This window comes from Thioclava sp. GXIMD4216 (assembly GCF_037949285.1).
GTDB classification, from domain to species: Bacteria; Pseudomonadota; Alphaproteobacteria; order Rhodobacterales; family Rhodobacteraceae; genus Thioclava; species Thioclava litoralis.
This window is the reverse complement of the sequence record NZ_CP149926.1, coordinates 2,077,534-2,101,348: the sequence shown is the minus strand read 5'-3', so window position 1 is coordinate 2,101,348 and position 23,815 is coordinate 2,077,534. Positions and strand designations below refer to the sequence as shown.

General features: G+C 60.4%; 24 protein-coding genes. 10 read left to right on the top strand and 14 right to left on the bottom strand.

Annotation, left to right across the window (positions count from 1 at the left end):
• Window position 1: 1 nt before the first annotated feature.
• The 4 genes from queA to lpdA all read left to right on the top strand — a co-directional run bounded on the left by queA (window position 2) and on the right by lpdA (window position 4,785).
• On the top strand, window positions 2–1,051 hold the full coding sequence (queA, locus tag WDB88_RS10330; protein ID WP_339109516.1) for a tRNA preQ1(34) S-adenosylmethionine ribosyltransferase-isomerase QueA: 1,050 nt from the start codon (window positions 2–4) through the stop codon (window positions 1,049–1,051).
• A gap of 148 nt (window positions 1,052–1,199) precedes the next feature.
• The gene (locus tag WDB88_RS10325) at window positions 1,200–2,597 is read left to right on the top strand and encodes an MFS transporter (protein WP_339107594.1); all 1,398 of its coding nucleotides are present in this window, start codon (window positions 1,200–1,202) and stop codon (window positions 2,595–2,597) included.
• Window positions 2,598–2,721: 124 nt separating this feature from the next.
• The gene (locus WDB88_RS10320; protein WP_339107593.1) at window positions 2,722–3,330 is read left to right on the top strand and encodes a DUF924 family protein; all 609 of its coding nucleotides are present in this window, start codon (window positions 2,722–2,724) and stop codon (window positions 3,328–3,330) included.
• Between the two features lie 60 nt (window positions 3,331–3,390).
• On the top strand, window positions 3,391–4,785 hold the full coding sequence (gene lpdA / locus WDB88_RS10315) for a dihydrolipoyl dehydrogenase (RefSeq protein ID WP_339107591.1): 1,395 nt from the start codon (window positions 3,391–3,393) through the stop codon (window positions 4,783–4,785).
• A 94-nt stretch (window positions 4,786–4,879) separates the two neighbouring features.
• On the opposite strand, the gene WDB88_RS10310 is transcribed toward lpdA, so the two are convergent.
• Window positions 4,880–5,245, bottom strand: a complete 366-nt coding sequence (locus WDB88_RS10310) for a rhodanese-like domain-containing protein (protein WP_339107590.1) — start codon at window positions 5,243–5,245, stop codon at window positions 4,880–4,882.
• 286 nt (window positions 5,246–5,531) lie between these two features.
• Between WDB88_RS10310 and uvrA the strand changes: the two genes are divergently transcribed.
• Together uvrA and WDB88_RS10300 are read left to right on the top strand one after the other, a co-directional pair.
• Window positions 5,532–8,387 carry an excinuclease ABC subunit UvrA gene (gene uvrA, locus WDB88_RS10305; protein ID WP_339107589.1) on the top strand — a complete coding sequence of 952 codons (2,856 nt, stop codon included), beginning with the start codon at window positions 5,532–5,534 and terminating at the stop codon, window positions 8,385–8,387.
• Window positions 8,384–8,788: a DUF4260 domain-containing protein gene (locus WDB88_RS10300; RefSeq protein ID WP_339107588.1), complete on the top strand. Its 405-nt coding sequence runs from the start codon at window positions 8,384–8,386 to the stop codon at window positions 8,786–8,788. Before uvrA ends, WDB88_RS10300 begins: the two co-directional genes overlap by 4 nt.
• A gap of 28 nt (window positions 8,789–8,816) precedes the next feature.
• Here the strand turns inward: WDB88_RS10300 and WDB88_RS10295 are convergent, their stop codons facing one another.
• The 6 genes from WDB88_RS10295 to WDB88_RS10270 all read right to left on the bottom strand — a co-directional run bounded on the left by WDB88_RS10295 (window position 8,817) and on the right by WDB88_RS10270 (window position 13,886).
• The gene (locus tag WDB88_RS10295; RefSeq protein WP_339107587.1) at window positions 8,817–9,278 is read right to left on the bottom strand and encodes a hypothetical protein; all 462 of its coding nucleotides are present in this window, start codon (window positions 9,276–9,278) and stop codon (window positions 8,817–8,819) included.
• A gap of 11 nt (window positions 9,279–9,289) precedes the next feature.
• Entirely contained in the window at window positions 9,290–9,712 is a 423-nt protein-coding gene (locus WDB88_RS10290) for an excinuclease ABC subunit A (protein WP_339107586.1), read from the bottom strand.
• A 159-nt stretch (window positions 9,713–9,871) separates the two neighbouring features.
• On the bottom strand, window positions 9,872–10,249 hold the full coding sequence (locus WDB88_RS10285) for a hypothetical protein (protein ID WP_339107584.1): 378 nt from the start codon (window positions 10,247–10,249) through the stop codon (window positions 9,872–9,874).
• 108 nt (window positions 10,250–10,357) lie between these two features.
• A complete protein-coding gene (locus WDB88_RS10280) occupies window positions 10,358–11,407 on the bottom strand; it encodes an enoyl-CoA hydratase/isomerase family protein (protein ID WP_339107583.1) in 1,050 nt (349 codons plus the stop codon).
• 55 nt (window positions 11,408–11,462) lie between these two features.
• A complete protein-coding gene (locus WDB88_RS10275; protein WP_339107582.1) occupies window positions 11,463–12,269 on the bottom strand; it encodes a prolyl oligopeptidase family serine peptidase in 807 nt (268 codons plus the stop codon).
• A gap of 117 nt (window positions 12,270–12,386) precedes the next feature.
• Window positions 12,387–13,886: a CoA-acylating methylmalonate-semialdehyde dehydrogenase gene (locus WDB88_RS10270; RefSeq protein ID WP_339109515.1), complete on the bottom strand. Its 1,500-nt coding sequence runs from the start codon at window positions 13,884–13,886 to the stop codon at window positions 12,387–12,389.
• A 150-nt stretch (window positions 13,887–14,036) separates the two neighbouring features.
• Between WDB88_RS10270 and WDB88_RS10265 the strand changes: the two genes are divergently transcribed.
• From WDB88_RS10265 to coaD, 3 genes are all read left to right on the top strand, one after another.
• Window positions 14,037–14,951 carry a LysR family transcriptional regulator gene (locus tag WDB88_RS10265; protein ID WP_339107581.1) on the top strand — a complete coding sequence of 305 codons (915 nt, stop codon included), beginning with the start codon at window positions 14,037–14,039 and terminating at the stop codon, window positions 14,949–14,951.
• 213 nt (window positions 14,952–15,164) lie between these two features.
• Complete coding sequence (locus WDB88_RS10260) at window positions 15,165–15,599, top strand: CBS domain-containing protein (RefSeq protein WP_339107579.1); 435 nt, start codon at window positions 15,165–15,167, stop codon at window positions 15,597–15,599.
• 201 nt (window positions 15,600–15,800) lie between these two features.
• Window positions 15,801–16,298, top strand: a complete 498-nt coding sequence (gene coaD / locus WDB88_RS10255) for a pantetheine-phosphate adenylyltransferase (protein ID WP_339107578.1) — start codon at window positions 15,801–15,803, stop codon at window positions 16,296–16,298.
• A gap of 33 nt (window positions 16,299–16,331) precedes the next feature.
• On the opposite strand, the gene WDB88_RS10250 is transcribed toward coaD, so the two are convergent.
• The 6 genes from WDB88_RS10250 to purB all read right to left on the bottom strand — a co-directional run bounded on the left by WDB88_RS10250 (window position 16,332) and on the right by purB (window position 22,252).
• Window positions 16,332–17,027 (bottom strand): YfdX family protein, encoded by a 696-nt coding sequence (locus WDB88_RS10250; protein ID WP_339107577.1) that lies wholly within the window; start codon window positions 17,025–17,027, stop codon window positions 16,332–16,334.
• 186 nt (window positions 17,028–17,213) lie between these two features.
• Window positions 17,214–18,215 carry a type I glyceraldehyde-3-phosphate dehydrogenase gene (gene gap / locus WDB88_RS10245; RefSeq protein WP_339107576.1) on the bottom strand — a complete coding sequence of 334 codons (1,002 nt, stop codon included), beginning with the start codon at window positions 18,213–18,215 and terminating at the stop codon, window positions 17,214–17,216.
• 90 nt (window positions 18,216–18,305) lie between these two features.
• Window positions 18,306–18,449, bottom strand: coding sequence for a hypothetical protein (locus WDB88_RS10240; RefSeq protein ID WP_339107575.1), 144 nt, complete (start codon window positions 18,447–18,449; stop codon window positions 18,306–18,308).
• Between the two features lie 37 nt (window positions 18,450–18,486).
• Window positions 18,487–19,491 (bottom strand): type I glyceraldehyde-3-phosphate dehydrogenase, encoded by a 1,005-nt coding sequence (gene gap, locus WDB88_RS10235; RefSeq protein ID WP_339107574.1) that lies wholly within the window; start codon window positions 19,489–19,491, stop codon window positions 18,487–18,489.
• Window positions 19,492–19,704: 213 nt separating this feature from the next.
• Complete coding sequence (locus tag WDB88_RS10230) at window positions 19,705–20,766, bottom strand: FliG C-terminal domain-containing protein (protein ID WP_339107573.1); 1,062 nt, start codon at window positions 20,764–20,766, stop codon at window positions 19,705–19,707.
• A 181-nt stretch (window positions 20,767–20,947) separates the two neighbouring features.
• Complete coding sequence (gene purB, locus WDB88_RS10225) at window positions 20,948–22,252, bottom strand: adenylosuccinate lyase (RefSeq protein WP_339107572.1); 1,305 nt, start codon at window positions 22,250–22,252, stop codon at window positions 20,948–20,950.
• A 393-nt stretch (window positions 22,253–22,645) separates the two neighbouring features.
• Here purB and WDB88_RS10220 point away from each other — a divergent pair, with 393 nt between their 5' ends.
• On the top strand, window positions 22,646–23,434 hold the full coding sequence (locus WDB88_RS10220; protein ID WP_339107571.1) for a DUF3445 domain-containing protein: 789 nt from the start codon (window positions 22,646–22,648) through the stop codon (window positions 23,432–23,434).
• Here the strand turns inward: WDB88_RS10220 and WDB88_RS10215 are convergent, their stop codons facing one another.
• Window positions 23,435–23,746, bottom strand: coding sequence for a TM2 domain-containing protein (locus WDB88_RS10215; RefSeq protein ID WP_339107570.1), 312 nt, complete (start codon window positions 23,744–23,746; stop codon window positions 23,435–23,437).
• Between the last annotated feature and the right edge of the window lie 69 nt (window positions 23,747–23,815).

Below are 23,815 nucleotides of genomic sequence, written 5' to 3'. Positions count from 1 at the left end.
GATGCAACTTTCGGATTTCGACTTTGACCTGCCCGAAGGGCTGATTGCCACAAGGCCCGCCCGCCCGCGCGATGCGGCGAAACTTCTGCTGGCGCAAGGCGGGGGCATTACGGATCTGCATGTGCGCGATCTGGTGGATGTGTTCCGCAAGGGCGACCGGTTGGTGCTGAACAACACCAAGGTGATCCCCGCGCGGCTGTCGGGCACGCGCACCCGCCAAGCGGCGCAGGGCGAGGTGACGGCCAATGTCGAGGTGACGCTTCTGGAGCCGCGCGCCGATGGCTGCTGGACGGCGCTGGCCAAGCCCCTGCGCAAGGTCAAAGAGGGCGAGGTGATCCGCTTTTCCGCCGATCTGTCGGCAGAGGTGGCAGAGATTGCCGAGGGCCAGCTGGCGATCCGCTTCAACCTGACGGGCGAGGATTTCGACGCGGCGCTGGCAGAGGCGGGGGCAATGCCGCTGCCGCCCTATATCGCGGCTTTGCGCAAACCCGATGCGCAGGATAAATCCGACTATCAGACCGTGTTCGCCCGCCATTCCGGTGCGGTGGCGGCCCCCACCGCCAGCCTGCATTTCACCCGCGAGCTTCTGGAGGCGATCCATGCCAAAGGGGTGGAGTTCACCGAAGTCACCCTGCATGTCGGGGCGGGGACGTTCCTGCCGGTGAAGGTCGATGATGTCACCACCCATAAGATGCACAGCGAATGGGGCGAGATCACGCCCGAAGCCGCGGCCGAGATTGCCGCCACCAAAGCCGCAGGCGGGCGCGTCATTCCGGTGGGCACCACGGCGCTGCGGCTGATTGAATCGGCGGCGCGCGGGACAGGGGCGATTGCGCCGTTCCGTGGCACCACCGATATCTTTATCTATCCGGGCTTCGAATTTGCCGTCACCGATGCGCTGATGACCAATTTCCACCTGCCGAAATCGACGCTGATGATGCTGGTTTCGGCGCTGATGGGCCCCGAGCGTATTCGCGAGATCTATGCCCATGCGGTGGCGCAGGAGTACCGGTTCTTCTCGTATGGCGACAGTTCCCTATTGATCCCGTAAGCTTGCTGATAATCCCTGCTTGAAAAGCTTAAAACGAAACTGGACACTGGCCCCTACGGGGACTAGCTCAGCGCGGGGCGCTGAGGGAGATTCTCGCCGCGAATGTCGGTTTTGGCACATTCAGATAGTATTCGATTAGGGGGCTTTGATGTTCGCCGCGATAAAGGATAGCTGGGCGCTGCTTTTGGGCGTGATGTTGCTGATGGTCGGCAACGGGATGCAGGGGACGCTTTTGGGGATCCGGGGCCAGCTCGAGGGCATCGGCACCTACGAGATGTCCTTTGTCATGACAGGCTATTTCGCAGGCTTCCTGATCGGGTCGCGCTCGATCCCCGGGCTGATCGGTCGTGTGGGCCATGTGCGGGTCTTTGCCGCACTCGGGTCGCTGATTTCGGCCGTGCTGATCGCCTATGCTGCTGCTCCCAACTGGATCGCATGGTCACTCATGCGGGTGCTGATCGGGTTTTGCTTCTGTGGCGTGTATATCTCGGCGGAGAGCTGGCTGAATTCCAGCGTCGAGAAGGAAAACCGTGGCCAGCTTCTGGCGGCCTATATGGTCGTGCAATCGATCGGTATCGTCAGCGCGCAGCTGATGCTGAATGTCGGCGATCCGGCAGGCTATTTCCTCTTTGTCATCCCCTCGATCCTCGTGTCGCTGGCCTTCACCCCGATTTTGCTCTCTGCCGTGCATGCGCCGGATTTCTCCTCTGGCAAACGCATGAGCTTCCGTAGGCTGTGGACGGTTTCGCCCTTCGGCTGCGTGGGAATTTTCCTGATGGGGGGCGTGTTTTCCGCGCTCTTCGGGATGGTGTCTGTCTGGGGGACGCAGGCGGGGCTGAACGTCAAGCAGATCTCGCTTTTCGTCTCGGCGATTTATGTCGGCGGGCTGATCGCGCAATTCCCGCTGGGCTACCTGTCCGACCGTGTGGACCGGAGGATGATGGTTACCGTGTTGACGGTGATCGCGACCCTTTCCATGCTCTATCTCTTTTTTGCCACGCCGCCTTTCTGGGTGCTGCTGCCGATGGCGGCGGTTCTGGGCGGGATTTCCAACCCCGTCTATTCGATCCTTGTGGCCTATACCAATGACTTCCTCGACCGCTCTGAGATGCCTGCCGCATCGGCGGGGCTGATGTTTCTTTACGGGATCGGCTCGGTTGCAGGGCCGGTGGTCACGGGTTGGATGATGGAAACGCTTGGGCCGCAGGCCTTCTTCCTGTTCATCGGTGTGCTCTATGCCCTGCTGGCGGGCTACGGGATCTACCGGATGACACAACGTCCGGCACCGGCATCCGAAGATACGGGCACCTTCGCGGTGCTGTCTCCGGCCGTGACCGCCTATGCGGTGAATTACGCGCTTGATGCCGTGACCGAGGACCCCGACGCGGAAGCGCGCGCCGAGCAGGAAGCCCATGATAACCTGCGCGCCGCAGAGGCCGCTTCGGGGGTCGCGTTGCCGCTGCCCGTCGACCCCGAGGACGAGACCGCTCCGATGCCCGAAGATTCGGCGGACCCGGCCTATGGCACCAAGCCGGAAGAGCCGTGATCGGCGTAAAACCTCTGAAATTGCCGCCCCGAAGGTCGAATCTTCGTGATTTTGTCTTTGGGGCTTGCGTCGTGAAGCAAACGTGACAGGCTCGGGCCAAAGGCACTGTCTGGGGACGCGGGTCATGGAACAGGTTGCGAATGTTATCGGCTTCTGGTGCGAGATTATGGGGCCGGATCGCTGGTTTGGCGCGGATGTCGCGCTGGATGAGGAAATGCAGCGCCGCTTCGCGCAGCTCTGGCGCAAGGCGCGGGTGGGGACTTTGGACGAATGGCGGGATACACCGCAAAGCGCGCTGGCGCTGATTGTGCTGCTGGACCAGATGCCACGCCATATGTTCCGCGGCACGGTGGATGCCTGGGTGGCGGATGCACAGGCGCTGGAAGTGGCGCGCCATGCGGTGGTTCAGGGATATGATCTCGAGATGACTGGTGCCTTGCGCCAGTTTTTTTATTTTCCCTTCATCCATGCCGAAGATCCCGATGCGCAAAGCTACGGGGTGGCCTTGTTCGAGACGCGGATGCCGGAAGGTGCGGTGCTGGATGCGCGTTTGCGTCAGGCGGTCATTGCGCAATTCGGGCGCTTCCCGTGGCGCAACGAGATCGTCGGTCGCCGTTCCACAGAAGCCGAGGCGCGTTTTTTGTGGAATGGCGGGCTGGATCTGCTGCGCCGGTCCGAGGAAATTACCGACCGGCCCTTGCAGGAAGCGATTTTGCTTGGCGAGCGCCTCTGAGATTGATCCCTCGGCAGAACTAGTTTAATACCAAACTAGTTTTCAGATGGAGGAATCCGCATGGCCGCCAAAAGCTTCGACATGATCGTGATCGGTGCAGGCCCGGGGGGGTATGTTGCTGCGATCCGCGGGGCACAGCTCGGGCTGAAAGTCGCCGTCGTCGAGCGTGAGCATCTCGGGGGCATCTGCCTCAACTGGGGCTGTATCCCGACCAAGGCGCTTCTGCGCTCTGCCGAAGTGTTCCACCTGATGGAGCGCGCGGCTGATTTCGGGCTGAGCGCCGAGAAGATCGGTTATGACCTTGATAAGGTCGTGGCGCGCTCGCGCGGCGTGGCCAAGCAGCTTTCGGGCGGCATCGGGCACCTGCTCAAGAAGAACAAGGTTACCGTCTTCATGGGCGAGGCGACCGTGGCCAAAAAAGGCACCGTTTCGGTGAAAACCGACAAGGGTGTCGAAGAGCTGACCTCGAAGAATATCGTGCTGGCCACTGGCGCACGGGCGCGTAACCTGCCGGGGCTTGAGGCCGATGGCAAGCGCGTCTGGTCCTATAAGCACGCGCTGAACCCGCCGCATCAGCCGAAGAAACTGCTGGTGATCGGCTCGGGCGCGATCGGGATCGAATTTGCCTCCTTCTTCAACACGCTGGGCGCCGAGACCACTGTCGTCGAGGTGATGGAGCGCGTGCTGCCGGTCGAAGACGAGGAAATCTCGAAATTCGCCAAGAAGCAGTTTGAAAAGCTGGGCATGAAGATCCGCGAGAAGACCAATGTCAAATCGCTGGACCGCAAGGCCGATAAGGTCATCGCAACGCTGGAAAAAGACGGCAAGACCGAGACGCTTGAGGTCGATACCGTGATCTCCGCTGTGGGCATTGTGGGCAATGTCGAAAACCTCGGGCTGGAAGCTTTGGGCGTGAAGATCGACCGCACTCATGTGGTGGTGGATGAATTCTGCCGCACGGGCGTGGACGGCCTCTATGCGATTGGCGATATCGCGGGCGCACCGTGGCTGGCGCATAAGGCAAGCCATGAGGGCGTCATGGTGGCGGAACTGATCGCGGGCAAACATGCGCATCCGATCAAGGAAGGCACCATCGCGGGTTGTACCTATTGCACGCCGCAGGTGGCAAGCGTGGGCATGACCGAGGCCAAGGCGAAGGCTGCGGGCCATGAGGTCAAGGTCGGCCGCTTCCCCTTCATCGGCAACGGCAAGGCGATTGCGCTTGGCGAGCCGGAGGGCATGGTCAAGACCGTGTTCGACGCGAAGACGGGCGAGCTTCTGGGCGCGCATATGGTGGGCGCGGAAGTGACCGAGATGATCCAGGGCTTCGTGATCGGGCGCACGCTTGAGACCACCGAAGAAGACCTGATGCATACCGTCTTCCCGCATCCGACCATCTCGGAATCGATGCATGAGGCGGTGCTTGATGCCTATGGCATCGCGATCCACTTCTGAGTTCCACAGCCTTGATCCGACACGCCCGCCTTTTCAGGCGGGCGTTGCATTTCAGGACGCGGTCGGCGGGCGATATGCGGGCCTGCTGCGGGTGTCAGACCTCGATCTCGCCGCCTGCGGCCTGCCAGTAGCGGAGGCTGACCATGTTGAAGACCTCCTGATAGCCCATCTGCTGCAACATCTTGGCGGCGTTTTCCGAGCGCGAGCCGGACACGCAATACAGCGCCACAGGCGGGCAGGTGGCAAGTTGCGGCAGACACTCGGCGCTATCGGGATGGGCCTTTTTCAGCAGCGATCCGACAGGGATATGCAGGGCTCCCTTGGCGCGACCGGTCTGACGCACCTCGCCATCCTCGCGCACATCAATCAGAACCAGCGTTCCGGCGCGGACCCGCTCTATTGCGTCGCGGGCCTCGATTTTGGGGATAGCGCTGCCGCGGCGACGCAGAAAACCGAACATGTCATGCTCCTTGGGTGAGGCCCGCACGCGTTCCGGTGGGGCACAGTGATGCCAGTGATGCCGCCAAGCCGCTGGGCCTTGCAAGGGGCAGGATCAGGCATAGGTGGAAAATTGATCGCGTCGCGCAGCGTCTTTCCTGTAGGGCCGCCCAATTCGCAGGCGATGTGTCCTATCTTCCCGAAATTGCACAGGAGGGCAGGTGATTGTTCGTATTTTGTTCACGAATTGCCATTGGCAGTTTCCGAAGTTGCGCCTATCTATGGGACCAAGGCTAGCGGAGGTCCAAATGCCCGAGTTGAAAACCATCGAAATCCGTGGCGCACGGGAACATAACCTGAAGAATGTCGATCTGGATATTCCGCGGGACCAGTTCGTGGTGATCACCGGTCTTTCGGGCTCGGGGAAATCGTCTTTGGCCTTTGATACGATCTATGCTGAAGGGCAGCGGCGCTATGTCGAAAGCCTCTCGGCCTATGCGCGGCAATTCCTTGATATGATGGGGAAACCCGATGTGGATCATATCTCGGGCCTAAGCCCCGCGATTTCGATTGAACAAAAGACCACCTCGAAGAACCCGCGCTCGACCGTGGGCACGGTGACCGAGATCTACGACTATATGCGGCTGCTTTTTGCCCGCGCCGGCACCCCCTATAGCCCCGCCACCGGCAAACCCATCGAGGCGCAGCAGGTGCAGGATATGGTGGACCGCACGATGGCGATGGAAGAGGGCACGCGCGGCTATCTTCTGGCGCCCATCGTACGTGACCGGAAGGGCGAATATAAGAAAGAATTCCTTGAGCTGCGCAAACAGGGCTTCCAGCGTGTGAAGGTCAATGGCGAGTTCTATGAGCTGGAAGAGCCGCCCGTTCTGGACAAGAAATTCCGCCATAATATCGATGTGGTGGTGGACCGGATCGTAGTGCGTGAGGGCATGGAGACCCGTCTGGCCGATAGTTTCCGCACCGCTCTGGATCTGGCCGATGGGATTGCCATTCTGGAAACCGCGCCGCGTGAGGGCGAGGGCGAGCGCATCACATTTTCCGAGAAATTCGCCTGTCCGGTGTCGGGTTTCACCATCCCCGAGATCGAGCCGCGTCTGTTTTCCTTCAACGCGCCCTTCGGGGCCTGTCCGGTCTGTGACGGCTTGGGCGTCGAGATGTTCTTTGACGACCGTCTGGTGGTGCCGGATCAGTCGCTGTCGATTGCAGGCGGCGCGCTTGCGCCTTGGGCCAAGACCAAAAGCCCCTATGTGACCCAGACCATCAACGCGCTGTCGAAACATTATGGCTTCGACAAGAAGGCCCCGTGGAAGGATCTGCCGAAGAAGATTCAGGACCTGTTCCTGCGTGGGTCTGGCAAGGATGAGATCCCCTTCCGTTTCGATGAGGGCGGGCGCGTCTATCAGGTCGAGCGTACTTTCGAGGGCATCATCCCCAATCTTGAACGCCGCTGGCGCGAGACCGAAAGCGCTTGGTCGCGCGAGGAGATGGAGCGTTACCAGAACACCCGTCCCTGCGGGGCCTGCCATGGCTACCGTCTGAAGCCCGAAGCCTTGGCCGTGAAGATTGCGGGTTTGCATGTGGGGCAGGTGGTCGAGATGTCGATCAAGGATGCCTTTGCATGGGTCGATACCGTGCCCAGCCAGCTGAGCCATCAGAAGAATGAGATCGCCAAGGCGATCCTGAAGGAAATCCGCGAGCGTCTGGGCTTTCTGGTCAATGTCGGCCTTGATTACCTGACGCTTTCCCGCGCGGCGGGCACGCTCTCGGGCGGGGAAAGCCAGCGCATCCGTCTGGCCAGCCAAATCGGCTCGGGGTTGACGGGGGTGCTTTACGTGTTGGATGAACCCTCGATCGGGTTGCATCAGCGCGATAATGACCGCTTGCTGACCACGCTGAAGAACCTGCGCGATCAGGGGAATTCGGTTCTGGTGGTGGAACATGACGAGGATGCCATCCGCCATGCCGATTACGTCTTCGATATCGGTCCCGGAGCCGGTGTGCATGGTGGCCGCGTGGTGGCGCATGGCACGCCCGAGGAACTGGCGGCTGATCCCGCCTCGATCACGGGGCAATATCTGTCGGGCAAACGCGAGATTTCGGTGCCCGAGACCCGCCGCAAGGGCAATGGCAAGAAGGTCACTGTGGTCAAGGCCACGGGTAACAATCTCAAGAATGTCACCGCCGAGTTTCCCTTGGGCAAGTTCGTCTGTGTGACGGGCGTGTCGGGGGGCGGGAAATCGACCCTGACGCTAGAGACACTGTTCAAGACCGCCTCCATGCGGCTCAATGGCGCGAAACAGACGCCCGCGCCCTGTGAGACGATCAAGGGGCTTGAGCATCTGGATAAGGTCATCGATATCGACCAGCGTCCCATCGGGCGCACGCCGCGCTCGAACCCCGCCACCTATACCGGCGCGTTCACCCCGATCCGCGACTGGTTTGCGGGGCTCCCCGAGGCGCAGGCGCGCGGCTATAAACCGGGGCGGTTCTCCTTCAACGTGAAGGGCGGGCGCTGCGAGGCCTGTCAGGGCGATGGTGTCATCAAGATCGAGATGCACTTCCTGCCGGATGTCTATGTCGAATGCGAGACCTGCCACGGCAAGCGCTATAACCGCGAGACGCTGGAGGTTCTCTACAAGGGCAAGTCGATTGCCGATGTGCTGGATATGACGGTGGAAGACGCGCAGGAATTCTTCAAGGCGGTGCCCTCGATCCGCGAGAAGATGGATGCGCTGATGGAGGTCGGCCTTGGCTATATCAAGGTGGGCCAGCAGGCCACGACGCTTTCGGGCGGCGAGGCGCAGCGGGTGAAACTGTCGAAGGAACTCTCGCGGCGGTCCACGGGCCGCACCCTCTATATCCTGGACGAGCCGACCACCGGTCTGCATTTCGAGGATGTGCGCAAGCTATTGGAAGTGCTGCACGAATTGGTGAACCAAGGCAATACGGTGGTGGTGATCGAGCATAACCTTGATGTCATCAAGACCGCCGACTGGTTGATCGATATCGGCCCCGAGGGTGGCGATGGCGGTGGCGAGATCGTGGCCGTGGGCACGCCCGAAGACGTGGCCGCCGAGCCGCGCAGCCATACGGGGCGCTATCTCGCGCCGATGCTGGGGCTGAAAGTGGCTGCCGAATGAGTGCGGATCAGGCACAGGACCGCATGTGGCGTCGCCTTGAAGGGCTGACGGTTGCGATCGCGGGGATCTATCTGGCCTATGTGCTGGACCCCGGCTGGCCGTGGTGGGTATGGGTCGTGTTGTTTCTTGCGCCCGATCTGTCCTTTGCGGGCTATCTGTTCGGACCGGCCACGGGGGCGATCACCTATAATCTGTGCCATATCTACGGCTTCGGGCTTGGGATTGCCGCTCTTGGCGCAATGGGTTGGGGCAGTGATATCGCGACGCCTTGGATGGTGGCGGCGGGGTTTGTGGTTATGGCGCATGCCGGTATCGACCGCGCCTTGGGGTTTGGTCTGAAGCGGCGGGCAGGGTTCCATGATACCGATCTCGGACCGATAGGGCGGAAGACGCAGGGATAGTCGGCGGGCGGTTCGGGCCGCCGCGCCCCTAACGGAAGCTGCCTTCCACCACTGAAAGCACTTTCTTTGTGCGGGCATCGACGCGGTAGATATGCCGGCCCACCTTATAATAGCGCCAATCGCCATCCACATTGGGAAGGTCATACCGGCGCAGATCCATCAGCATGGAATGTTGATAGATCGGAAAATCGTCCCCGACCGCAAATTCCGGAGCCTTTTGTGCCTGTAATACCCAGCGCCCGCGCACGCCCTGCGTGCCAGGCACGCGGCAGAATGTCGAGCCGGTAGAGAGCGTTTTGCAATCGCGTTCGCTTTCGGGTTGCTGCGCCACAAGGGCGGCACCCTCGCGATTGCTGGGCGCGTTGATGGCATTGCCGCCGCGCAGGACCGTTTGTGCGGTCGCGGGGGCCGAGAGGCCGAGCGATATCAACAAAACACCCCCGGCGGTGACGCCGAGGGTGCGGATCAGAGAAGGTGTAAAACCGGACATTCGGTCTCCGATTAGTTCAGAATGGCATTTACCGCACCGATCAGTGCCAGCATCTGACCGGTCTTATCGACGCGATAGACGTGATCATAGCTGCGATAATAGGTATAGTGCGGGTCGAGACCATAACGACCCGGATCGCGGATCACAACATAGTCACGGTCGATCCGCTCGCCACGGCGCCACTCATGGCTGGGGAAGCGATGATCATCGACCCTACGCTCTTCGACACGGCGGTCGTCGCGGTGGTCATCACGGCGGTCGATGACGATGACCTTCTCGTTATCACCGCGATGATGGTCATCCACCTTTTTCGCAATGCCCGGCGGCATGCCTTTGTGGTCGCCTTTCTGCCACGGCGGATCCGCCAGTGCGACCAGAGGGGCGAGCGACAGGGTCGTTGCGAGAATGAGCGAATTTTTCATGGTCTTATTCATGACTTACTCCTTCGATTTGAGTAAGAAATGCGCATGGCGGGGAAGAAGTTCCAGAAGCGGAATTTAGCCTGCGCGGTTTATTGCCCAAGGCCCGAGCGCCTTGGCGGAAAAAGGCCGGACATTGGAAAATGTCCGGCCTTCAACGGGATATGCGAGCGATTACTTGTTGCTCAGCAGGGCGCTGACGAGGCCGATCACGGCCACGGTTTTCAGCGTATCGGTATCGACGCGCACGACGCGCTCGTTCACGATGCGGTATTCCTGACCTTTCGGCGGTGCGGGCAGGCGTTTGAGCTGGGCGGCGCTCGGCGCACGGCCCGGGGCGCTATGTTTTGCGCTGACCTGCTGTTGCGGGGCCGCTTTTTTCGAGCTGGCCTGAGCCGAGACGGCCTTGCCATGATTGTCCGACTTCTGGCTCTGCGAGGCCTGACATTTCTGGCCCGGCGCGCAGCCGTTTGTGTTGTGACCTTGATCGGCGAATGCAGCTCCCGAAAGGGTAACCAAGGCAATCGATGCGGACATAAGTAGGCGTTTCATGAACTGCTCCTTTGTAGTCATATGTCCTTTAAACGAACTGCTAACCGCTTTTGATCGCTGTTTTTAAAAGAAAAACTTTTTTGTGTAGACGGAACTTTTCAGCTTTGCTTAAGCTGGGCAGGCCTGTGCGCCGAAATTGATAGCCAGATCTTCTGGCAAGGGGGCAAGAAGGGCATCCACCCGCGCCTGCATATCCGCGCCGGATGCGAACCGCCAGACCGGTTTGCGGTCCTTGTCGATGATCTGGGCGCGCACCCCTTCCAGAAACTCGGCGGATTCGCAGGCACGGGCGGTGAAGCGGAACTCGTTCGACAGCGCCTCGCGGATGTCGCGGGCCTCGCGACCCATACGCACAAGCCGCAGGGTCGCCGCCATCGACAGGGCCGAGTTCCGCTCTAGCGTCTGTCGCGTTTCAAGGGCGAAACTGTCGCCCGCCGTTTCCAGATTCACAAGGATGGCGGCCAGATCATCCGCCCCGAAACAGCGGTCGATCACGGTGCGGGCCGCGGAAAGAGGCCCCTCGGGCAGGAGCTCGCCCGCAGGCAGGGCATCCACCGTGCCGGACTGACAGAGTGCGGCAATCAGATGCGGCCAGTTCTCTTCGGCGATCACCCTGTCGGCAAAACCTGCATAAAGCGCATCCGCAGGGCCCATACGCGCACCGGTCAGGCCCAGATATTCGCCCAGATATCCGGGGGCCTGCGCAAGGCGCCATGTGCCGCCGACATCGGGAATAAGGCCGATACCGCATTCAGGCATGGCAACCTGTGTCGTCTTGCCGATGATCCGGTGGCGGACATGACCGCCCAGCCCGACGCCGCCGCCCATCACGAAGCCCTGCATGAAGGACAGGATCGGCTTGGGATAATGGGCAAGCTTGTCATTCATCCGGTATTCGTCGCGCCAGAAGGCCTGCCCCAGAGCGTAATCGCCCGCGCGCCCTGCATGATAGACAGCCGCGATATCGCCACCGGCGCAAAAGGCCCGCTCGCCCTCGGCATCAAGGATCACCAGATCCACCGAGCTGTCCTCGCGCCAGTCGTCCAAAGCGCGCTCGATGGCCAGACACATCGGGTGGCTCAGCGCGTTCAGCGCCTTGGGGCGGGTCAGCGTGATCCGGCCTGCGCGGCCTTGGATGCGGATATGCACGTCGTCCATTCTGGGTCCTCCTCGGTTGCGGCGATGGTGGGGCAGGCGGCAAGGCGCCGCAAGCCTATTGTGCCTGAAGTTGCGCAACGGCCTCGTCCCACCAGAGGTCGTACTCCATGAAATCCATATGGGTCTTGCCCGCGAGATAGGTGATCGTGATGCTGTCCAGCCCGTAACGCTCGATCAGATCGGTGCGGAAACGCTCGGCTCCGTTGCGGGGGACATGCTCATCCTCGCCCCCCAGAATGAAGGCGATGCGCGGACCGTGGGCATAGCGTTCGGGATGGGTCATCGGGTCCAGCGCATCATGGAAAAACCGTGCATGCCAGTCAGCCTGACCAAGGTCCATGAAGTGGGTCTGGGTCTCCAGATCACGGGCGGCGGGGCGGGTCCAGTCGGGGGTGCCGACCACGGCCGCCAGTTTGGTGATGCGCTTGTCGAGGCCCATGGCCACCACGCCGATATCGCCGCCCATCGAATGGCCCGACATGGTGACGGGGGCATGGATGTCGAATTCCGCCTCGGCCCAATCGAGGACGCGGGGCACCTCTATCGCGGTCTGCCCGAGGATCGGCCAGAAGTTGCGCCGGAAATTGGCGAAGATGCGGGCGCGGCGGGTAGCGTTATCGGTATCTTCGGGGATGGTGCGCGCGCCCATCATCCACGGGTCGAAGCTGACGCCCAGATAGCCCAGACGGGCCGCGCGCTGCAAAACAGGCAGAGCCTCTTCCTTAGAGAGCTCATAGGCCGGCACATGCAGCCAGATCCCGCGGAGTTCGCCCGCAGGGGGCTGGGCCAGAACGGGAATGCCATCCACATCCTGCCGGATCGGCTCGGGGAAGGTGGCGGTGGGGCGGGAGGTATCGAACATCTGAAAGCTCCTTTTACCGTCCCAACCACGTCATGACCCAAGCTGTTCCGCAAAGAGAAAAAGCCGCCCCCGAGGGAGCGGCTTTCGTATCGGGGAGGAAGGCCCCGACAGGGAGCGTTAGTCCATCGCCTTGAAGTTCAGCGACGCGCCGTCCTTGATGCCGGAGAACCAGCGGGCGGTGACGGTTTTGGTTTTGGTGTAGAAGCGGAAGGCATCCGGACCATATTGGTTCAGGTCGCCAAAGGCCGATTTCTTCCAGCCGCCGAAGGTGTAATAGGACAGCGGAACGGGGATCGGGAAGTTGATGCCGACCATGCCCACATTCACACGGCTTGCGAAATCGCGCGCCACATCGCCATCGGCTGTGTAGATCGCGGTGCCGTTGCCATATTCGTTTTCGATGACCAGTGCCAGCGCGTCCTCATAGGACGATGCGCGCACCATCGACAGAACCGGCCCGAAGATCTCCTGCTTGTAGATCTCCATGTTCGGCTCGACATTGTCGAAAAGGGTCGGGCCGACATAGAAGCCGTTCTCATAGCCTTGCAGCTTGAAGCCGCGACCATCGGTCACCAGCGTCGCGCCTTCTTCCACGCCCTTGTCGATCAGGCCAAGGATACGCTCTTGCGCGGCTTTGGTGATGACCGGACCATAGTCGATATCCTCGCCTGCGGTATACGGCCCGATTTTCAGCTTTTCGATCTTCGGCACGAGGCGCTCGATCAGCTTCTCGGCAGTGCCTTCGCCCACCGGAACCGCGACAGAAATCGCCATGCAGCGTTCGCCTGCCGCACCGTAGCCTGCGCCGATCAGCGCGTCTGCGGCCTTGTCCATATCGGCATCGGGCATGATGATCATATGGTTTTTCGCACCGCCGAAGCATTGCGCGCGCTTGCCGTTGGTGGTGGCGCGGCCATAGATATATTGCGCGATCGGGGTCGAGCCGACAAAGCCCACAGCCTGGATCACTTCGTCATCCAGGATCGCATCCACGGCCACCTTGTCGCCATTGACGATCTGCAGCACGCCATCGGGCAGGCCAGCTTCTTTCAGGAGTTCCGCCAGACGGAACGAGGTCGAGGGGCAGCGCTCGGACGGCTTGAGGATCATCGCGTTACCGCAGGTCAGTGCGGGCGCCATTTTCCACAGCGGGATCATCGCGGGGAAGTTGAAGGGCGTGATGCCTGCCACAACACCCAGCGCCTGACGCATGGAGTAAAGATCGATACCCGGACCGGCGTTATCGGTATATTCGCCTTTCAGAAGCGACGGGCCGCCCTGGCAGACCTCGACCACTTCCAGACCACGCTGGACGTCGCCACGCGCATCGGGGATGGTCTTGCCGTGCTCGCGCGAGACCAGCTCTGCCAGCTCTTCCATATGCTCGTTGATGAGCGCGGCGAATTTCATCATGACGCGGGCGCGGCGCTGGGGGTTGGTGGCCGCCCATTTCACCTGTGCTTCGGCTGCTTTGGCGATGGCCGACTGCACTTCTTCAACCGTTGCCAGCGCGACTTTCGCCTGAATCTCGCCCGTTGCCGGATTGTAGATATCGGCAAAACGGCCCGATTTACCGGCGACATATTCGCCGTTGATCCAATGACCCAGCTCTTTCACGCCTTGGCCTCCAAAATCTTTCATGATGTCCTCCTCTGTCGCTGTCTTGCGACGTTCCGCTGTAGGCTAGTATTGCGAGATTGCGCAGAAAAGGGGATAAGTCTCAAAGGAAGTTTTGCAAAATCGCAAAGCCTTGAGGGGTGGTGATCCATGGATTGGGATGATCTTCGCGTGTTTCTTGCGGTGGCGCGTGCCGAAAGCCTGTCCGGTGCCGGACGGAGCCTGAAATGCGACGCGGCAACGGTTGGTCGGCGTGTGGGGCGCTTGGAGGAGGGGCTCTCGACCAAGCTGTTTCTGAAATCACCGCAGGGCTACACGCTGACCGATCCCGGAATCCGGCTTCTGCCGCATGCCGAGGCGATGGAACAGGCGATGGGGCTGGCCGAAGAAGAGATCAGCGGGCAGGCCGGAAAGCTGACGGGCCAGTTGCGCATCGGGGCGCCGGATGGCATTGCCAATTATCTTCTGCCGCAGATCTGCAAGCGGATCGCCGAGGAAAATCCCGAACTGGATCTGCAGATCGTCGCGTTGCCGCGGGTGTTCAACCTCTCGAAGCGCGAGGCGGATATGGCGATCACCGTGTCGCGGCCCACGGCGGGGCGGCTGACGGTGCAGAAGCTGGCCGATTACCAGCTGCATCTGGCAGCGCATCATTCCTATCTGGCGGCACATCCCGAAATCCGCTCGCGGGCGGATCTGAAAGACCACCGGATTGTCGGCTATATTTCCGATATGATTTTCGACAAGGGGCTGGATTACCAGTCCGAGACGGGGGCCGAACGCGTGGCGCTGGCGTCGAATTCGGTTTCGGTGCAGATGCAGATGCTGCGCGCGGGGGCGGGGCTGGGGATCGTGCATGATTTCGCGCTGCCCTTCGCGCCGGGGGTGGTGACGGTGCTGACGGAGGAGGTGTCTTTATGCCGGACCTTCTGGCTGCTGCGCCATGCCGATGACCGCCGGTCTGAACGGCTGACGCGGGTGGCCGAGATGCTGGGGCAGGGGCTTCGCGCAGAGGTTGCGCGACTGGAAGCCTTGGCCGCACAGGGGTTAACTATTTCTGAATAGCGATCAGGCTTATAAAAGTTTTATAAACCAATGAGCTAGCTCATGCTTATTAATCAGGCATGCCCCTGCGTCACGGTGTCGCAATTTCGCGGAAACCCGCTGAAATAGGACCTTTCTCTAGGGGCGTCTTTACTCCTCGGGCTTGACAGAATGGGGGTGCGACCCCGACCCTTGGTATCGGGGAAAGGACCACATTTGCCTGAGGAGGATGCCATGCAGGTTCTACAAATTCTGAAGTCGAAGAAAGATGACGGCGTTGTGACGGTTATGCCCGAGGACTCGATTGCCGAAGTTGCCCGTCTGCTCTCCGCGCGCAAGATCGGGGCGGTCGTCGTGTCGCGCGATGGCAAACATATCGACGGGATCGTTTCCGAGCGGGATCTGATCCGCGAAATCGGACGTCATGGCGGCACTTGCCTGTCGCATCCGGTGTCGACGGTCATGTCCACCAAGATCACCAGCTGCTGCCGGACCACAACCACGACGGAAGTGCTGGAGATGATGAGCGCGGGCGGTTTCCGCCATATGCCGGTGCTGTCGGGCGACGAAATGATCGGTCTGATTTCCATCCGTGACGTGGCGGCCGCGCGTGTGGATGAACTCCATATGGAAAAAGAAGCCCTGACCGGCATGATCATGGGCAACTGAGAAAAACGGGTGGGCCGCTGGCCCGCCCTGCGTGCACTCGGGGGCGACCGGCAGTTGGTGCGGGTTGGCTCTGATCGGAAAATTTGCCCTATTCCAATCCGATTTACGCGTTAACCCTTGCATCTGGGATGACAATCTTGTTGCCTGTCGCGGAAGAACCGCGCGAGCGAGGACGCGCGGGAGCAGAGGTAGGAGCCCCCCATGCGTATCGGTTTGTATCCCGGAACTTTCGATCCGGTCACTTTGGGGCATCTGGATATCATCGAGCGCGGACTGTCTTTAGTGGACCGTCTGGTGATTGGTGTCGCGATCAACCGTGACAAGGGGCCACTATTTTCGCTGGAAGAGCGTGTCGAGATGCTGGAGGCGGAATGCGCTTCCATCACGGCCCGCCGGGGCGGCGAGATTAGGGTGCATCCTTTCGAAAATCTGTTGATTGATTGTGCCGCCGATGTGGGGGCCAATATCATCATCCGCGGCCTGCGGGCCGTCGCCGATTTTGAATATGAATTCCAGATGGTTGGCATGAACCGTGCGCTTAACAGCGAGATCGAGACCGTGTTCCTGATGGCCGATGCCCGTCGTCAGGCGATTGCGTCAAAACTGGTCAAGGAGATCGCGCGGCTGGACGGTGATGTCTCGCATTTTGTTACCCCTGCCGTGCATCAACGCTTGGGGGCAAAACTGAAAACTGCCTGACGCAGGTCAGGCAGTTTTGCATGTCGTACTGGCTTAACTTTCGCCGGGGACAAGCTTGGCGGCGCTGTTTGCGCTCATCCGGGGCGACGGGTCAGGGATGCGCTGGTAATCCACGCTTTGGAAAACCACCGATTCCTCGACATCTTTCAACGCCATATTTGCGGCTTGCAGGTCGCCTTTAGCATAGGCGGCTTTGGCCTGTTTCAGTTGGTCTGTCGCCAGATCTGCCGGAATCAGCGCTGAAGAAAGGTCCACCGAAACATCCGATGCTTTCAGGAGTTTCGCCGCGCCGAGCGCATTGCCGTTGGCTGCCATCGTCTGCGCCGCTTCGACCTGATGCTCGTTTTGCTTGGTCACGGTAAAATCGGCACCGACATTCATCGACAGATCGAAGGGCACATAGGCGCCCGGCTGGGTGGTGTTCATTGGGGCGATCCCCTTGGACCCTTGCGCCTCAGCGTGCTGCATATGGGTCAGGGCTCCGTCGATCATCTTTCCCGCTGCATCATCCTGCCCATCGAAAATTGCCAGACGCGCCCCGCGCACGGCATGCATGGACAAAGCCGCCTCCTTGGAAAGCTTGACGAGATCCGCGTCGCTGGCAGCCTTCTGTTCGACCTTGTCAAGATTAGGGGCCTGTGCGTCTTCAGCGAAAGCCGGAAAAATGGCGGCGCTGCTGGCAAGACCGCCAATAAGGGCGAGCGAGAAGATACGAGTTTTACAGTCCATCATGTGACTCCTTCCGAGGAGTGGGTTTGCTTTTATCGGGGCGGGGTCGTTCCGCGCCAGTGTGTGGATAACTCGGCCCGTCGTAAAAAGGTTCCCAGATTCCAGTCACATACCCTTGAAGCCTTGGTGAGTAAGCATGAAAAAGGGGGCACGACGGCCCCCTTTTTGACACATTTTTGCCAATATTCAGATAAGCTTACCGATCGCGACCGCCGTGTCGCCCATGCGGTTGGAGAAGCCCCATTCATTGTCATACCACGTCAGAATGCGCACCATCGTGCCCTCCATAACCTTGGTCTGATCGAGTGCGAAGGTCGAGCTATGGGGGTCATGGTTGAAATCGATCGAGACATTCGGGCGGGCGGTATAGCCCAGAATGCCCTTGAGCGGACCTTCTGCGGCGGCTTTGATGGCGGCGTTGATTTCCTCCACCGTAGTGGCGCGCGCGGCTTCAAACGTCAGATCGACGACCGACACATTCGGGGTGGGGACGCGGATTGCCACGCCATCCAGCTTGCCGTTGAGTTCCGGCAGAACCAGACCGACCGCCTTGGCCGCGCCGGTCGAGGTCGGGATCATCGACATGGCCGCTGCGCGACCGCGATAGAGATCCTTATGCATTGTATCCAGCGTCGGCTGGTCGCCGGTATAGCTGTGCACCGTGGTCATGAACCCTTTGACGATTCCGACGGTGTCATTGAGCACTTTGGCCACCGGCGACAGGCAGTTTGTGGTGCAGGAGGCGTTCGACACGACCAGATCTTCGGTGGTCAGCGTGCTGTCATTAACGCCAAAAACGATGGTTTTGTCGGCACCTTTCGAGGGGGCAGAGACCAGCACGCGTTTGGAGCCGTTTTGCAGGTGGATCGCGGCTTTCTCGCGGTCGGTGAAAATACCGGTGCATTCCAGCGCCACATCGACATCTCCCCAAGGGAGATCTTTCGGATCGCGCAATGCGGTCACGCGGATCGGGCCGCGTCCGACATCAATCCAGTCCTCGCCCGTGGTGACTTCGCCCGGAAAGCGGCCATGCACCGAATCAAACCGGATCAGATGCGCATTGGTTTCAACAGGACCGAGGTCGTTGATCGCCACAACTTCGATATCGGTACGACCGGATTCCACGATAGCACGCAATACATTGCGCCCGATCCGCCCGAAGCCGTTGATCGCTACTTTGACCGTCATCTTTGTCTCCTCTCGCTTTCTGCGGCGCCAAGGGCACCGTTTGCGCTAACATGAACATTCGACGTAAAAGGTCAACGCGAATGTAGGTCTTCAGCGCCAGAATTGAAGATAATAGACGAGGTCGGTTATTTTTCTGGAAAGAAAGAACAGCGTGTGGCCGCCGGTCAGAAGAAGATCGGCCAGCATTGCCAGCACGATAAGGGCGGCCAGCCCAAGAGCGATACGGTTGGTCATAGACCCTCTTTTTCCGCTCCCGGACTGGCCGAAAGCTTTAGTGCAACAGGCGACCCATCGTGCCGGCCACATCGGCCATACGGCAGGAGAAGCCCCATTCGTTATCGTACCATGCCAGAACGCGCACAAGCTTGCCGCCGGTCACTTTGGTTTGGTCGGGGGCGAAGATAGACGAGTAGGGCGTGTGGTTGAAGTCGATCGAGACCTTCGGCTCGGGATCATAGGCCAGAACCTTGCCCATATGCCCCATTGCCGCCTCGCGCACGACTTCGTTCACGTCATCGACCGTCACGTTTTTCTTGGCGATAAAGGTCAGATCCACAGCCGAGACATTGGGGGTCGGCACACGGATCGAGGACCCGTCCAGACGGCCCGCCAGCTCGGGAAGGACTTCACCGATGGCTTTGGCTGCACCGGTGGAGGTCGGGATCATGGCCATTGCAGCGGCGCGCGCACGGTAGAGGTCTTTGTGGCGACGGTCGAGCGTCGGCTGGTCACCGGTATAGGAGTGAATGGTGGTCATCACGCCAGAATCGATGCCGATCGCTTCGTTCAGCACTTTTGCCAACGGTGCCAGACAGTTGGTGGTGCAGGAACCGTTCGAGACAACCTCGTCGGCCAGCGTCAGGTCGCGATGGTTGACGCCGTAAACCACGGTGCGGTCGACATTGGTCGCCGGTGCCGACACCAGAACGCGCTTCGCGCCGCGACCAAGATGGACCGCCGCTTTGTCACGGGCATTGAATTTACCGGTGCATTCAAGGACGACGTCAACGCCATCCCAGTCCAGATCTTGCGGGTTATAGGTCGACATCACCTCGATCGGGCCTTGACCCAGATCCAGCGTATTGCCTTCGACCTTGACCTGACCGCCGAAGCGCCCGTGGACGGAGTCATATTTCAGCAGGTGAGCATTGGTTGCGATCGGCCCCGTGGCGTTGATCTTCACAACCTGCACGTCATTGCGCGCGGCTTCTGCGATATGCGCCAGCGTGCAGCGCCCGATGCGGCCGAAGCCATTAATCCCGATGGTTACGGTCATGATGCTCTCCCAAACGAAGCGATCAGATTCATGAATTGCCTCATGAATACCACTGCATGCACCGCGAGAAAACACGCGCAAACAGCGTGTTAGCGTAAACATTGCGGGGTTGCGCTAACGTTGGCGATAACTTCGGCAGCATGCCGCCACAGAGTTCAGGACAAAGATTGCAATCCGCGAGTCACGGAGAATCAATGCTGAAGAATATGGCTCTTAGTCTTCATCTTCGGCAACAAGGAAAATCTCTCCGGCAGCTTCCATCTCGCGAATGACATTCACAACAGCGCCCATCGCCTCTTCGGCATCCTTCTCCTTGATCTTGCCCAGCGTCTCCATTTCCTCGCGCAGCCCGTCAGCCATGCGCTTGGACATGTTTTCAAGGATGAACTCTGCCGCCTTTGCATTTTCGCCCGTGACTGAGGCAGCCAGCGCGGTCAGCAGGCTTTCCTGCGGCACATTGCGCAGGATCTTCGGCAAGTCTTTCGGCGCGATCCGCACCGGAATATTGGCGAAGGTGAAGATCGCCTTGCGCACCTGATCGGCAAAATCCTTATCGGCCTCGTCAAGGCCTGTCAGAACATCATCGCGGGTGGTCGCTTTGGTATAGTTGAGGATCGCCCCGACCCGTTCGACCGGCCCCGAGGTAAAGGCCCGCACCGGCACCGCATCGACCTGAGCGATAATCGCCTGACCGATTTTCCAAACCGTCTCGGGGGCGATATTGCCGGTCAGCGACACAGCATAGGCCACGCGCCGCGCTTTCTCGCCGGGCATTTTCGACAGAAGCTCTGCCGATTTCGCCACCGTCAGCTTGGACAGCAGTACAGCGCAAATCTCGATGCTCTCCTCCTCGGCAATCGGGGCCAGCGCGTCGGTTTCCAGCGCGGCAATCCGCTCCCACGGGTCAGAGCGGGAATTGCCCGCCGCCAGTTTGCGCAGGCGGCTTTCGGCAGAGGGCGTCAACTGGCCCTGCAACAGCTTCAACGCCGAATCCAGACCACCGGCAAAAGTGATGCCAATCGCCTCCAGCTCGTTGCAGAATTCTTCGATCACGGTGTTCATGGTGTCTTTGTCGACCATACTCAGCCGCGAGATTTCCTCGGCCAGTTCGGTTTGCTGGTCATCGCTGAGCTGCATCAGGGGCAGTTTCTCGCCTTCGGAAGACAGCAGACGGACAATAATCGCCGCCTTCTGTTTTTTGGTCAGACCCGGACTGCTGCTTCCCATGTCGAAGCTTGCTGCATCAAAATTTCCCAAAGTGGCAAGTTGGTTCACCCGAGACTCCATGACTTTCTGCCTTGTATGGCGCCACATTCGCAGTTCAGCGTTAAAGGCGGGTTACTAGGTCTTTGGAAATATCGGATTTTCCCTAAAAGTTAACCATCGCCGGATGGGCCTATGGAAAAGGGCGCCCGATGGGCGCCCCGAAATGTCATGCAGTCCGGCAGGGCAGGCGTTACGCGCCAAAAACCCGACGGAAGATCGTGTCGACATGTTTCGTGTGATACTCCATGTCGAATTTCGCATTGATGCCATCCACGCCAAGCGCGGCGACCACATCCTTGTCGGCCAGCAGCAGCTCGCGGAAGTCCAGACGCTCTTCCCAGACTTTCAGCGCGTTACGCTGCACCATGGAATAGGCGTCCTCGCGCGAGACACCCGCCTGCGTCAGCGCCAGAAGCACGCGCTGGCTCATCACCAGACCGGGGAATTTGTTCATATTGTCGAGCATGTTCTGCGGGAAGATCAGCATCTTCTCGACCACGCCCGCCAGACGGTTCAGCGCGAAATCCAGCGTGATGGTCGCATCGGGGCCGATACCGCGCTCGACCGAGCTATGCGAGATGTCACGCTCGTGCCAGAGCGCCACGTTCTCCATCGCCGGCACCACCGTCATGCGCACCAGACGTGCCAGACCGGTCAGGTTCTCGGTCAGAACGGGGTTCTTCTTATGCGGCATGGCCGACGAGCCCTTCTGGCCCATCGAGAAGAATTCCGCGCCTTCCAGCACTTCGGTGCGCTGCATGTGACGGATTTCAATCGCGATATTTTCCATCGAGGAGGCAATCACGCCCAGCGTCGCAAAGAACATCGCATGACGGTCGCGCGGGATGACCTGCGTGGAGATCGGCTCGGGCTTGAGGCCGAGCTGCGCACACACATGCTCTTCGACCGCCGGATCGATATTGGCGAAAGTGCCGACCGCGCCCGAAATCGCACCGGTGGCAACCTCTTCACGCGCGGCCTGCAGACGGGCCTTGTTGCGGTCCATCTCGGCGTAGAAACGGGCAAATGTCAGGCCCATCGTGGTGGGTTCGGCATGGATACCGTGCGAGCGGCCCACGCGAACGGTGTTCTTATGCTCGTAGGCGCGTTTTTTCAACGCGGCCAGAACCTTGTCCAGATCGGCCAGCAGAATGTCGGCGGCGCGCACCAGTTGCACGTTGAGGCAGGTGTCGAGCACATCCGAAGAGGTCATGCCCTGATGCACGAAACGCGCCTCGTCCGAGCCGACATGCTCGGCCAGATGGGTCAGGAAGGCGATGACGTCATGCTTGGTGACCGCTTCGATCTCGTCGATCCGCGCGACATCGAACTCGACATCCTTGGCTTTCCAGACGGCTTCGGCGTTTTCTTTCGGGATCACACCGAGAGCGGCCTGTGCGTCGCAGGCATGGGCCTCGATCTCGTACCAGATCTTGAATTTGGTGGCGGGTTCCCAGATGTCGACCATCTCTTTGCGGGCATAACGCGGGATCATGCTTGAGACCTTTCGATTGCGCTAGATGTAAGCTGTTGGCAGGCTTCTAGACTGCGCGCCCCCGTCGGGCAAGGTAGAGGGAGGGTCTGACGGGCCGAAACTGGGCTATTTCCTGCCTCGGGACCGTTCGGGCGGCGCAAAAACGGAGGGCAGACACTCTGCGCGGGCGAATCTTCCACATATTGTCCGGCGCAGGTTCCGGTGGGGGCGCAAAATGCCTGACTGGTTTTTGGGCGGTTTTGCTGCGGCACGGGCAAAACGCGAGCAAAACACGGGCCAGGCACGGGCCGGGCACGGGCCGCATATGGGGCAAACGCCACCATCGCGACCGGCGGGGCGGGCTTTGCTGCAATCCCTCTTGTGGCGGAAGGCAAGGGGTCGCAGGTTTGCGGCATGGAAACCGTTCTGCAATCCCGTCTGTCCTTCGCCCCTTGGGCCGACCCGCGCACGCACCGCCTGCCGGGGATCGTGCCTCTGGCAATCGAGGACTGGCTGGAGGTCGATGACGCCTATGCGGCACAGATGGCGCTGCGCGAGGATCTGATCGCCCACCATGAGGATCAGGTGCACGCGCTTCTGCCTCAGGCCTGTCTCGCGGCGCAGGAACTCCTTGCGATGGTGCTGCGGCTTTTGCCCGCCAAAGGATACAGGGTCGAGGCAGGGCATGTCATGTGCCCCGACGGGCGTCTCGTCACGCCGGACCCTGACGCCCCCTTGCTGACATTGGGGCGACTGACGCAGAATGATTTCTGCCTGATGCAGAACGGGCCGGAGGGCGGGTATATCCTGACCGGTGCCATCCTGTGCTTTCCGGCGGGATGGTCGCTGGCCGAGAAGATCGGGCGCCCGATGCGGCGCATCCACAGGCCCGTCGCGATTTACACCGAGGATCTGGCAAAACGTGTCCAGCGGCTTCTGGACGGTGTGCAGCCGGGCAGGGCGTTGATGCGTGGTACCGCCTCGCGCACGGGCCAGCCGCTATTTGACAGCCGCCCCGAGGCGCTGCGCGGGCAGGTCAATCCCCAACGTCCGTTGATCCGTGTCGAACGCCAGGGGCTTGTCCGGCTTCCCCAAAGCCGTGCGGTGGTGTTTTCGATCCATACGCAGATGGTCCATCCGGTGTGTCTGGATGCCGCGCAGCGTGCTGCGCTTGAGGCCAGCGATTTACGGCTGGGGATCTAGTTACCGGCTTTCCCACATGTAGCGGGCGCGCATCTCGTCCATATCGCGGCGGATCATGCCGGGGATCAGCAGCGCATCGATCACCCACCAAAGCGCCACAAAAGCCAGCGGGATATACCCGATAAGGATTACCGCGAGCGCCGTGCCGATGCCGAACAGGGCCAGCATGATCAGCCCCGACATCCAGCGCCCCAGATAGAACCGGTGCACCCCCAGCATGGGCAGGAAGAACCACAGAAGATAGGCGATCAGCGCCGACTTCTTCTCGTTGGCGACGCGCTGCTCGACATAAAGCTGACGGGTCTCGTTCATTGTGATGTAAATCCCTATTACATGTGGTGAAAGAGATATGGGAAGGACAGCCCGCATTTCAAGCCCGTC